This window comes from Streptosporangium minutum (genome assembly GCF_002149035.1).
In the GTDB taxonomy this organism is placed as follows: Bacteria; Actinomycetota; Actinomycetes; order Streptosporangiales; family Streptosporangiaceae; genus Streptosporangium; species Streptosporangium minutum.
On the sequence record NZ_NGFP01000279.1, the window covers coordinates 1 to 11957 of the forward strand.

Below are 11957 nucleotides of genomic sequence, written 5' to 3' on the forward strand. Positions count from 1 at the left end.
ACCCCAGCGCGACCCCCCGGTATTCCAGCCTCGCCGCCGCGCTCCCGCCCCGGCCCCGCCGTACGGCGGGCCCGCCGGTCCGGACGGACGGCGCGCCGGACACGGCGATCGGGGTGGACGGCGCGCCGGACACGCCGGTCCGGGCGGACGGCACGCCGGACACGTCGGGAAGCTCGGCGGCCCGGGCCACCAGCGTCTCGAACGGCAGCTTCACGTGGGCCACGGGCGCGGCGGCCAGGAAACCGGCCACGTCCCCCGCGTAGCCGCTCCGGCCGCCCTCCAGGTAGAGGACCTGGGTGGGGGCGAAGTCGAGGATCTCCTCGACCCGGTGCTCGACGACCACGGCGGCCCCGCCGTCGTCGACGAACCGGCGCAGCTCGCGCATGAGCCGCAGGCTCGCCTCCAGGTCGAGGTTCGCCAGCGGCTCGTCCACCAGGACGACCTGGGGACGCATCACCAGCACTCCGGCGAACGCCACCATCTGCAGCTCGCCGCCGCTCAGCTCGGCGGTCGCCCTGCCGAGCAGGTGCCGGATGCCCACCCGGTCGGTCACCTCGCCGATCCGGCGGCGGATCTCGGCCCTGGGCAGGCCCAGGTTCTCCGGGCCGAAGGCCAGCTCGGCGTCCACGGTGGTGCCGACGATCTGCTTGCGGGGGTCCTGGAGCAGGGTGCCGACGGTGGTGGACAGCTGCCTGACGCTCTGCTGGGCCACCGGCCGGCCGCCGACCAGGACCTCGCCGGTCACCTCGGCCCGGTAGGCGTGCGGGATGAGCCCGTTGAGCAGCCGGAGCAGCGTGCTCTTGCCGCCGCCGGAGGGGCCGCTGACCAGTGCGAGATCGCCGGGGCCCACGGCGAGGTCCACTCCGGCGAGCACCTGCCGGCCGGTGGTCTGGTAGCGGACCGAGGCGGCCCGCACTTCGATGATCACAAGCCTCTTCCCAGGAACTCGCGCTGGCGGGCGGACGGTGTGTCGAGGCCGATCCCCAGCGCGCGCAGCTTGAGCCGGGCGACCCGCTCGTCCAGCTCTTCGGGCAGGAGGTGGACGGCGGGCGCCATCGTGCTCCCCCGCCTGACCAGGTGGTCCACGGCGAGCGCCTGCACGGCCAGTGAGAGGTCCATGATCTCGATCGGGTTGCCCTCGGCCGCCGCGCAGTTCACGCACTCGCCTTCCGCGAGGACGGTGACGCCGGCCGGCACGTCGCCGGCCTCGACCTCGTCCGGCACGCCTCCGGCGACGGCCACCACGGCACCGGGCCTCAGGGCCCGCAGGTGCTCGCGGGTGACGGTGTGCGCGACACCGGTCGCGGAGAACACCAGGTCGGCGTCCGGGCAGGCGTCGAGGAGCGGGCGGACCTCGTACCCCTCGTGGTGCGCGCGCAGCGCCGCGAACGGCTCCACCTCGGTCACGACGACCCGGGCGCCGAGCGCCCTGGCGTAGCGGGCCACGCCCTGGCCGACGTAGCCGTAGCCCGCGACCACGCAGACGGCGCCGGCGAGCTGGAGCCCGGTCAGGTCCAGGGCGGCCATCACGCAGGACTGGCCGGTCCCGTGCACGTTGTCGAACAGGTATTTCGAGCGGGCGTCGTTCACGGCCAGCACGGGGATCCGCAGCTCGCCCCGGTCGGCCATGACCCGGAGCGGGCGCAGGCCGCTGGTCGTCTCCTCGGCCGCTCCGATCAGCCCGCCCAGGAGGTTCTCGGCGTGCGCCAGCCGTACGACCCTGGAGCCGTCGTCGGCCAGCACGTCCAGCCCCTCGCGGAGCATGCGCAGCGCGAAGGCGCGGTCCCGCTCCGGGGAGGCGTCCGAGCGGGCGAGCACGGCGACGCCCTCGGACACGAGGGCCGCGGCGACGTCGTCGGCGGTCTCGCTCGCCGGGCAGGTCACGATCACGTCTGCCCCGGCGTCCCGGAGCGTCAGCGCCAGGTTCGCGGTCTTGGGCTCCAGCACGAGCACCAGGCCGACCGTGCGCCCGGTCAGGTCGAGCTCTCCGACGATCGCGTTCAGCACCGGCATGGACCGCCGCGCCCAGGCGATCCGCTCCAGCCCGCGCGTCCGGAGCGAGGCGTCCCTGATGTCGGCTAGCACGACATGTCCAGCACGAACACCTCACGGCCGGGACCGAGCCGGTAGCCGGTTATCCCGTCGCGGACCCGCACTCCCGGCAGCCCCGCGAGAACACCACCGGTCCCGGACGGTTCACCACCGGTCCCGGACGGCCCGGCGGGCGGTTCGCCATCGGCCCCGTACGGTTCACCCGTCCCGGACGGTTCGCCATCGGTTCCGTACGGTTCACCGGCTTCGGGCGGTTCACCGGCTTCGGGCGGTCCCGCCGGAGGCACGGCGGGGATCAGGATCGCCCCGTCCCGCAGGAGGGGCAGGTGTGCCTCGGTCGCCCCGATCACCAGGTCGGCGAGGGCCACCGCCTCGTCCTCGGCGAGCACCCGGTGTCCCCGGAGGGCCGCCGCCGGGTCGGCGAGGAGGGTCTGGGCGCCCATCGCCCTCAGGCGGGCAGCCAGCTCCGGCTCGTCACCGATGACGGCCACGCGTTTGCCCGCCATCAACAGGTTGGTAAGCCGGAGAATGGTCTGGATCGCGGCCTGTGCCCGGCGATGTCCGTCACTCATGACCCCTCATCCGATCTTTTGCAAGATCCGATTAAAGGGGAGATCCACACTCAGTGACAATGCTCTTTCACTGATAAAAGGCACCAATCACCACATGTGAGCCCCAGCTAAGGCCGTTCCGGACATCAACTGCGGCCAAACACCCGTCAGCGCGACTACGCAGCGGTCACATCTGACTCCATGCCGGTGTCGCCGGCTCCGACCACAGGGCCGCAGACCGTCGCCGGGCTACAGGCGACGCGTGGACTCACCGCTCCCCCTCGGCAAGAACCGGCGCGCGCTACGTGGCGACTGCCTCGTTCACCAGATCGGCGGTAGGGGACAGTTCATCCGATACCGCCGTACCGGTGAATGACCGGCGGCGGGATCCGAGCGGAGGAGCACAGCCCCACGGCAAGGAGCGTCCAGCCCCAGGCCCTCCCGCCCACATTTCATGGATTTGCGAACACCAGAGCGACATGAAATTTTTGTGTGATCGTTTGTCGGACGTTCACCCACGGGAGGTACCGGTGTCCAGGGCGACGGTCCGGGAACGGGTTCGGTACTGGTTCGACAACACCATGTCACGTGGCACGGCGGCACTGATCGGCTGGCTGGCTCTGCTCTCCTTCGGGCTGATCCTGCTGGTCACGGTGTTGGGCATGTGGCTGACGCCGGTCGAGGCGGCCAGGAACAACGGCTTCCCCGGCATGCTGTGGATGTCGCTCATGCGCACGCTGAGCCCCGGCAAGGTCGCCAGTGACAGCGGGAGCGCGCCGTTCGTCGCACTGATGTTCGTCGCGTCGCTGGGCGGGCTCTTCATCGTGAGCGCGCTGGTCGGCGTGCTCGCCAACGGGCTCAAGACCAGGTTCGAGCAGTTGCGCAAGGGCAAGTCCCGGATCATCGAGACCGGGCACATCGTGATCCTGGGCTGGTCGGAGCAGGTTTTCACGATCGTCACCGAGCTGGTCCAGGCCCACGCAAGCGACCGGGGGTCGGTCATCTCGATCCTGGCCGACATGGACAAGCCCACCATGGAGGACGACATCCGCCGGCACGTGGGCGACACCGGCAGGACCAAGCTGGTCTGCCGGACCGGGCGGCCCACCGAGCCGACCGACCTGGACCTGATGAGCCTGGACTCGGCCCGCTCGGTGGTCGTGCTCTCCCCGCAGGGCGACGACCCCGACGCCCACGTCATCAAGACGCTGCTCGCCCTGGCCAAGCGCTCGGGCGACCACCCGCCGGTGGTGGCCGCGATCGCGAGCACCGCGAACATGGCCGCCGCCCGGCTGGCCGGCGGCCCGGACGTCCACCTGGTCGACTCCGACGACACCGCCTCCCGGCTCATCGTGCAGTCGTCACGGCAGTCGGGCATGTCCGTGGTCTGCATGGACCTGCTCAACTTCGACGACGGCGAGATCTACCTGCGCTCCGACCCCGACCTCACCGGCATGGCGTACGGCGACGCCCTGCCCGCCTACCAGACCGCCACGGTCATCGGCCTGCGCGGGAGCGGCGGGGTCATGCTGAACCCGCCCATGGACACCGTGATCTCCGCCGGGGACGAGGTCATCGTGATCGCCCACGACGACTCGCTGATCCACCTGGCCGACGGCATGCCCGAGGCCCGGGAGGAGTCGATTCTCTCGGTCGAGCACGCCGGGCCAGCCCCGGAGCGGACCCTGGTCCTCAACTGGAACGGCCGGGGGCCTCAGATCGTCCGCTATCTCGACGGCTACGTCGCCCCCGGCTCCGTCCTGGACATCGCCTCCGACCATCCCGACGCCGCGACCGGCTTCGAGGGGCTGCGCAACCTCACGGTGAACGTCAAGGAGTGCGACACCGCCGACCGCTACGCGCTGGAGTCCCTGGGCCTGGGCGTCTATCAGCATGTGATCGTGCTCTCCGACGACCGCTTCCCCGCCGGCCACGCCGACACCCGGACGCTGATGACCCTCCTGCAGCTCCGCGACATGCAGACCTCGCTCGGCGAGCGCTACTCGATCGTCAGCGAGATGCACGACGAGAACAACCGGAGCCTGGCCGAGGTCACCGAGGCCGACGACATCGTGATCAGCGACACGGTGATCGGCCTGCTCCTGGCCCAGCTCGCCGAGAACCAGCACCTGGCCGAGGTGTTCGACTACCTCTTCGACTCCCGCGGCTCGGAGATCTACCCTCGCCCGGCCGGCCAGTACGTCCGCCCCGACGCCCCGGTCAGCTTCGCCTCGGTGATCGAGTCGGCCCGCCGCCGGGGCGAGACCGCGATCGGCTACCGCCTGGCGGAGCGGGTGAACGAGGCCCCCCACTTCGGCGTCGTCCTGAATCCCGACAAGTCACACCCGCTCCGCCTCGGCCCCGGGGACTCGGTGATCGTCCTCGCCGAACGCTGACCCGCCGCCCCGAGCCCGAGCCGCGGGGTACGCGGTCCGTGACCGAAGCCCGGCCGTGACCCGGAACCCAGGGCCCGCGCCCCGAAAACCGGCCGTGACCCGAAAACCGGCCGTGCCCCGGAGAGCGGAGGTGACCTGGAGAGCGGACGTGACCTGGAGAGCGGACGTGACCCGGCCCGGACCGCCATATCCGGCCCTGGTAAACGATCGATAAAGTGCCGGGCGTGGAACTTCGCCGCGTCCCGGTCGAGACTGCGATCACCGTCCTGGTGATCCTCACAGTGCTCGCCGGGACCGTCACCATGGCCGCCCTGCAGCCGGAGGTGACGCCCAACGTCTGGGACTACACGATGCCGCCGGTGGCGTGCGCCGCCGCGGTGTTCCGCCGCCGCTTCCCGATCTCGGCGCTGCTCCTGGCCGGAGCGGCGGCCGGGTTCTACTACCCGATGGCGCGCCTGGACGGATGGATCCTCCTGGCGGTGCTCCTCACCCTGTTCACGGCCGCCGACCTGGGCCACCTCGCGGCGGCGGCGACCATCACGGTCGCGGGCCTGCTGGCGGTCACCCTCGGCGAGATGAACAGCCCGATCCGGCACCTCGACGACAGCCAGTTCCTGCTGCTGGGCGGCTGGGTGTTCGCGACCCTGGCGATGGGCGGGATGTCGCGCAACCGGCGCGCCTACCTGGCGGAGGCCGGGCGGCGGCTGGCGGAGGCCGAGCGCACCCGCGAGGAGGAGGCACGGCGCAGGGCCGCCGAGGAACGGCTCCGGATCGCGCGGGAGCTCCACGACACGCTCGGCCACAACATCTCGATGATCAATGTGCAGGCCGGGGCCGCGCTGCACCGGATCAAGGACCGGCCCGGGCAGGCCGAGACGGCGCTGGCGACCATCAAGGAGGCCAGCAAGGAGGCGCTGCGGGAGCTGCGGGCCACGCTGGGCGTGCTGCGGCAGGTGGACGAGGACTCCCCCACCAGCCCGGCGCCGAGCCTGGCCCGGGTCCGGGAACTGGCCGACCGGTCCGGGCTCACCGTGCGGATCGAGATCCTCGGCGAGCCCCGGGCGCTGCCCGCCGAGGTGGACCACGCGGCCGTGCGCATCGTCCAGGAGGCGCTGACCAACGTCACCCGGCATTCGGGCACCGGCACCGCCGAGATCGTCATCCGGTACGGCGGCGCGGACATCGCCCTGCGGATCGACGACCACGGCCCCGGAGCCCGGCCCGGCTCGGAGGCCGGATTCGGGATCATCGGCATGCGGGAGCGGGCCACCGCCCTGGGCGGGACCTTGGAGGCCGGTCCCCGCCCCGGCGGCGGTTTCCGGGTCTCCGCACGGCTCCCCCTGAGAGGAATTTCATGATTCGCGTACTGCTCGCCGACGACCAGACCCTGGTCCGCGCCGGTTTCCGGTCGATCCTGGAGGGCGAGGACGACATCGAGGTGGTCGGGGAGGCCGCCGACGGGATGCGGGCCGTACAGCTCACCAGGGAGCTCAGCCCCGACGTGGTGCTGATGGACATCCGGATGCCCGAGCTGAACGGGCTGGAGGCCGCCCGGCAGATCATCGCCGACGACGGGCCGGCCGTCACCAAGGTGATCATCCTGACCACCTTCGACCTCGACGACTACGTGTACGGCGCGCTGCGCGCCGGGGCCAGCGGTTTCCTGGTCAAGGACACCGAGCCGGCCGAGCTCATCCACGGCATCAAGGTGGTGGCCAGGGGCGACGCGCTGATCGCGCCCTCGATCACCCGGCGGCTGATCGCGGAGTTCGCCGGGCGGGTGAAGCGGCCCGAGCCGGGACCGGAGTTCAACGGGCTGACCGAGCGCGAGCGCGAGGTGCTGACGCTGGTCGCCGCCGGGCTGTCCAACGACGAGATCGCCGCCAGGCTGGTGCTGAGCCCGGCCACCGCCAAGACCCACGTGAGCCGGATCATGACCAAGCTGCACGCACGGGACCGGACACAGCTCGTGGTCCTCGCCTACGAGGCGGGCGTGGTCACCCCGGGGTGGATGGGTTAGCCACCGCGTAGGCGAAGGCGAGCCCGTAGGTGACACGACCGCGTAAGCGAAGCGACCGGGCAGGCGAAGCAGCCAGGCAGGCGAGGCGGCCGCGTAGGCGAAGGCGAGCCCGTAGGTGACACGACCGCGAAGGCGGGGCGGCCGGGGCGCGGTGGGTCGCATGGCGCGGGCTCGGGGGCGCAACTTCTGGAGTACGGCGTATGCGCGCCGGGAGGGACGCGCGGGCGGCGGCCGTACCGGGAATCTGTGGACATGGAGACGCTCGACCTCGCCCGCCTGCAGTTCGCCCTCACCGCGGGGGCGCACTTCCTGTTCGTCGCCCTGACCCTCGGCCTGGCCACCCTGGTGGCGCTCATGCAGACCCGGGCCACGCTGACCGGCTCGGCCGTGCATCTGCGGATGACACGGTTCTGGGGGCGGCTCTACGTGATCAACTACGCGATGGGGATCGTCACCGGGCTGGTGATGGAGTTCCAGTTCGGCCTGGCCTGGAACGGGCTGACGCACTTCGCGGGCAACGTGTGCGGCGCCTCGCTGGCGATGGAGACGCTCGTCGCCTTCTTCGTCGAGTCGACGTTCCTGGGGCTGTGGATCTTCGGCTGGGACCGGCTGAACCGGTGGGCGCATCTGGGAGTGCTCTGGGTGGTCACGCTCACCGCCTACGCCTCCGCCTACTGGATCATGGTCTCCAACGGCTTCCTGCAGAACCCGGTCGGCGCCGAGGTGGTCGGCGGCGTGCTGCGGCTCACCGACGCGGCGGCGGTGCTCGCCAACCCGGCGGCGCTCACCGCGTTCGGCCACATCCTCTGCGGCGCGCTCCTGGTCGCCGGGTTCTTCGTGGCCGGGGTGAGCGCCCACCACCTGCGCAAGGGGACCGGGGAGCAGGAGTTCTTCCGCCGTTCGCTGCGGATCGGCGTGTTCACCGCACTGCCCGCGCTGATGGCCACCGCGGCGCTCGGCGGCGCCCAGTTCGACACGGCGCAGCCGATGAAGATCGCCGTCTACGCCGGCCGGACGGAGGAGGTCGCGCGGCTCCAGGCCGAGATGGTCGCCGCGCACGGGCCGGGTGACTACGTCCCGCCCGCCGGGCTGGTGCAGGGCAGCGGCACCGCCATGATGATCATCTTCGCGCTGATGCTGGGGGTCGCGTGGCTCAGCGCCCTGCTGGCGCTGTTCCCCTGGGCGGTCCGCCGGCTGCGGATCTGGCACGTGGTGCTCACCGCGATGATCCCGCTGCCGTTCGCCGCCATGCTCGCCGGCTGGGTGTTCCGGGAGGTGGGCCGCCAGCCGTGGGCGGTGTACGGCCTGCTGACCACCGAGGACGCGCTGAGCGACCTGTCGCCCGGCGCGATCCGGTTCTCGCTGGCCGCCTTCACCCTGCTGTTCGGCCTGCTGGTCGTGGTCAACACCTGGCTGCTCGCCCGTAACGCCCGCCAGGGCCCGGCGGACACCGCCGTCACTCCCACCGCCGCCGAGCCGCTGCCGGCCCCGGTCTTCTGAAGGGACCCCCATGGAGATCACGCTTCTGGCGTTCTTCGCCGTCGGTTACTTCGTCCTCGCGGGCGCGGACCTGGGGGTGGGCGCGCTCCTGCCCTACCTCGGCCGCTCCGACGACGAGCGCGGCCGGGTGCTCGCCTCGATCACGCCGTTCTTCCTGGGCAACGAGGTCTGGCTGATCGCCTCGGCCGGGATCCTCGTCGGTGCCTTCCCCGTGCTGGAGGGGGAGCTGCTCAGCGGGATGTACGTGCCGTTCGTGATGCTGCTGCTCGGCTGGATGGTCCGGGACGCGGGGATCTGGCTGCGCGGCCGGGTCGACCGGGCCGGGTGGCGGGGCGGGTGTGACGGCGCCGTGGCCACGGGAAGCTGGACGGTGGTGCTGAGCTGGGGGTTCATCCTCCCCGGGATGGGCCAGGAGTCCGTCACCGGCCTGGCTGCGGTGATCATCGTGCCCGCCGTGGCCGCGCTGTTCTGCGCCCATGGGCTGGCCTTCGCCGGCCTGCGGCTGGACGGCGGCCCGAGGGAGCGGGCCCGGCGGTTCTACGGAGCGTCGAGCGAGCGCACGGTCTACGCCCTGACCTCGGGCGGGATGGCACTGGTCTGCCTGCTGGCCGGATCCCGCCTGCCACTGACGGAGAATCTGGCCGACCCGGCGACCCTCGCCCTGCTCACTCCCTCACTGCTGGTGATCACTCCCGTGCTGGTGGCGTCACAGGTGTGGCTCTGGCGGGTGTTCGGCCGCGCTCCGGTCAGGTCGCAGTGATCATGAAAGCCAGGCCGAGCAGCACGACGACGGGGATCAGCCATACCACGGCCTCGACTGCGAACTCCTTGTACACGGTCAACTTCTCCCTTTAGGTCGCACTAAATACATAAAACTGGCAATGCGAAGCATATGTGCCCCCCGGGTCAGCCCCGTACGCGGGCCCGGGACGCACACCCGCCGTCGGCCGGGGACGGCCGTGGGAACCGGGCCGACGGATGAGGGGCGGGTTCATCGGGTCCCGGGCGTCCTACGCGCGGTACGGCCCGCCGCGAGGAGGAGAGCGACCGCGCCGAGGGCGAGGACCGTCTGGCCGATCAGGTTGACGGTGTTCGCGGTGCCCGTGAGAGACAGCAGGATGAAACCGCCCCAGATGTAGGTCAGCAGTGCGCCGCCGGCTAACGCGAGCCGATGCGCGGCACCCCAGCCACCGTGTCGCGACCATCGAGCGATCACGACCGCCACCGCCACGACCAGCCCGGCCCCCATCACGACACTCCACCAGCTGTCGGGCCGGGCGAAGAACAGCCCGGACGCGACGGCCGCCACCGCGCCGACCAGCCACGGGTTCGGTGCCCGCCGGTTCCTCGCCTTCCTCACCGGACAGGGGCGGCGGCCGACGGCGAACGCCGTACCGATCAGGACCGCGATCACAGCGGCGGTGCCGATGACCTGCGGCATCGATGCCCGGAACCGCTCTTCCTCGGATATGCCGTAGAAGATGGCGGCGGAGCCGGAGGCGAACAGGGCGCAGGTGACGGCCAGGCCGGGCCTGCCCAGCCAGGGGGTGGTTCGCCGGTCGGGCACCAGGGTCTCGACGACGGCGATCGGGACGCCGATGCTCCAGATCACGTGCCCGCCGACGAAGACCAGCGCGTGGTGGGCGCTGATGCCGAGTGCCGGGACGTGTGCGGCGCTCTGGAAGTCGTAGCCCTCGAAGGAGGGGTTGAACAGCGACTGGTCGAGCAGACCCGCTTCGAGCACGCCGTACGCCGACGCGAGCAGGAGGATGGTGGGCCAGCCGCGCCCGGTACGGCGTGCCGCCTCGCGGACGAGGAGCGCCCCGCCGCCGTACATCGGCGCGAGAACGAGCACGCCCGCGATCTGGGAGGCGGGGATGTTGCCGAGCAGATACTCCGCGACCAGCGGGGCGAGGAAGAACAGCCCGGCCGCCGGCGCGAGGCGCCGCGGCACTCCCAGCCGGCGGGACGGGACGGCCTTCTCCGGGTGCGGGTCCTGCGGGGCGCCTCCGGATGTCATGACGGCTGGAGCCGTTCCGCGGCGATGGCCAGGACGGCCCCCAGAGCCGCCAGGGTCAGGTTCGCGAAAATCTCGTAGCCGGTCAGGAAGTCCAGGCGGGGAAGGATGACACGGTTGAAGAAGTTGAGGAATATGCCGAGGAAGGGCTGGACGGCCACCTGGTCGATGGCCCCGCTGACGCCTTGGAGGACCATGACGATCCCCAGCAGCCGGATGATTTTGCGCATGATCGAACGCTAGGGACCGTCACCGTGGCGGCGGATCGGGCATCGGGATCCTCCGCCTCGACCGATGTCTCCGCTTCCGGGCGTCACGGCCGACGAAAGTATCGTCCGCCGCGACTTCGGTATCGTCCGCCGCACGCGACGGGTACGGCCGACCTGGAACGACATAGGCTCCGGGAGATGAACGGATCCGCGACCGCCCCCCGGCGCGGCCGCCGCGGCTGGGCGGTGGACATCGGCCTGTTCCTGTTCGCGGCGGCCTATGGCGTCTTGATGGCCTCCATGCGCCTGGAGGCGCCTTCCCCGCCACCGCGCTGGCTGTTCAACCTCGACCAGCTCACCGGCGCGCTGGGCTGCGCCGCGCTGTGGCTGCGCCGTAGCCGGCCGGTCGAGCTCGCCCTGGTGCTGGTCGCCCTGTCGGCCTTCTCCGAGCTGGTGGCCGGCGCGATGCTGGTGGCGCTGTTCACGGTCGCGGTGCGCCGGTCGCCACCGACCACGATGGCCGTCTTCGCGCTGAGCCTGGTCACCGCGCTCGGCTACGTCGTGCTCCGTCCCGAGCCCGGCACGCCCGGCGCCCTGCTGTTGCTGCTGGGCGTCACGATCCAGGGTGCCGCGGTCGGCTGGGGCCTGTCCATCCATCACCGGCGCCGGCTCGTGCTGTCGCTGCGTGACCGCGCGGCCCGTGCCGAGATCGAGGCCCACCTCCGCGCCGAGCAGGCGCAGCTCCACGCCCGCGAGCGGATCGCCCGGGAGATCCACGACGTGCTCGGCCACCGGCTGTCGTTGCTGAGCGTGCACGCCGGCGCGCTGGAGTACCACCCGGACGCCCCCGCCGAGGACGTCGCCCGCGCGGCCAAGGTGATCCGGGAGAGCGCCCACCAGGCGTTGCAGGACCTGCGCGAGGTCATCGGCGTCCTCCGCGCCCCGGTCGGCGAGCTGCCCCAGCCCACCCTCGCCGACATCCGGCAGCTGGCCGACGAGTCGGGCCGGGCCGGGATGCGGGTGGACCTGAGCGAGGAGCTCACCGGGGCCGTCCCCGACCGGGCCGGCCGCACCGCCTACCGGATCGTGCAGGAAGCCCTGACCAACGCCCGCAAGCACGCTCCGGGGGCCGAGGTGCGCGTGCGCGTGGCGGGGGCGCCGGGCCGGGGGGTGACCGTCGAGGTGTGCAACGACGCGCCCGCCCCCGTCCCC

The 11957-nt window shown here is 71.8% G+C and carries 11 protein-coding genes; 6 read left to right on the top strand and 5 right to left on the bottom strand.

Annotated elements, in window-relative coordinates; genetic code table 11:
- From CA984_RS37655 to CA984_RS37665, 3 genes are all read right to left on the bottom strand, one after another.
- On the bottom strand, positions 1–928 hold a 928-nt coding region (locus CA984_RS37655; protein ID WP_133061894.1), incomplete at its 3' end, for an ABC transporter ATP-binding protein.
- Entirely contained in the window at positions 925–2085 is a 1161-nt protein-coding gene (locus tag CA984_RS37660) for an adenosylhomocysteinase (protein ID WP_086578170.1), read from the bottom strand. The genes CA984_RS37655 and CA984_RS37660, both read right to left, overlap by 4 nt.
- The gene (locus CA984_RS37665) at positions 2079–2624 is read right to left on the bottom strand and encodes a Rossmann-fold NAD(P)-binding domain-containing protein (RefSeq protein ID WP_086578171.1); all 546 of its coding nucleotides are present in this window, start codon (positions 2622–2624) and stop codon (positions 2079–2081) included. Before CA984_RS37665 ends, CA984_RS37660 begins: the two co-directional genes overlap by 7 nt.
- Before the next feature lie 509 nt (positions 2625–3133).
- Between CA984_RS37665 and CA984_RS37670 the strand changes: the two genes are divergently transcribed.
- The 5 genes from CA984_RS37670 to CA984_RS37690 all read left to right on the top strand — a co-directional run bounded on the left by CA984_RS37670 (position 3134) and on the right by CA984_RS37690 (position 9279).
- On the top strand, positions 3134–4999 hold the full coding sequence (locus CA984_RS37670; protein ID WP_086578172.1) for a CASTOR/POLLUX-related putative ion channel: 1866 nt from the start codon (positions 3134–3136) through the stop codon (positions 4997–4999).
- A 224-nt stretch (positions 5000–5223) separates the two neighbouring features.
- Positions 5224–6357: a sensor histidine kinase gene (locus CA984_RS37675; protein ID WP_242676394.1), complete on the top strand. Its 1134-nt coding sequence runs from the start codon at positions 5224–5226 to the stop codon at positions 6355–6357.
- Positions 6354–7019, top strand: coding sequence for a response regulator (locus tag CA984_RS37680; RefSeq protein WP_086578174.1), 666 nt, complete (start codon positions 6354–6356; stop codon positions 7017–7019). Before CA984_RS37675 ends, CA984_RS37680 begins: the two co-directional genes overlap by 4 nt.
- Before the next feature lie 252 nt (positions 7020–7271).
- The gene (locus CA984_RS37685; protein WP_086578175.1) at positions 7272–8519 is read left to right on the top strand and encodes a cytochrome ubiquinol oxidase subunit I; all 1248 of its coding nucleotides are present in this window, start codon (positions 7272–7274) and stop codon (positions 8517–8519) included.
- 10 nt (positions 8520–8529) lie between these two features.
- The gene (locus CA984_RS37690) at positions 8530–9279 is read left to right on the top strand and encodes a cytochrome d ubiquinol oxidase subunit II (RefSeq protein WP_086578176.1); all 750 of its coding nucleotides are present in this window, start codon (positions 8530–8532) and stop codon (positions 9277–9279) included.
- Positions 9280–9510: 231 nt separating this feature from the next.
- Here CA984_RS37690 and CA984_RS37695 read toward each other — a convergent pair whose 3' ends face one another.
- Positions 9511–10539, bottom strand: a complete 1029-nt coding sequence (locus tag CA984_RS37695; RefSeq protein ID WP_086578177.1) for a hypothetical protein — start codon at positions 10537–10539, stop codon at positions 9511–9513.
- Positions 10536–10766: a hypothetical protein gene (locus CA984_RS37700; RefSeq protein ID WP_086578178.1), complete on the bottom strand. Its 231-nt coding sequence runs from the start codon at positions 10764–10766 to the stop codon at positions 10536–10538. Before CA984_RS37700 ends, CA984_RS37695 begins: the two co-directional genes overlap by 4 nt.
- 177 nt (positions 10767–10943) lie before the next feature.
- On the opposite strand from CA984_RS37700, the gene CA984_RS37705 reads away from it, so the two are divergent.
- A partial coding sequence (locus CA984_RS37705) for a sensor histidine kinase (RefSeq protein WP_086578179.1) occupies positions 10944–11957 on the top strand: 1014 nt, incomplete at its 3' end.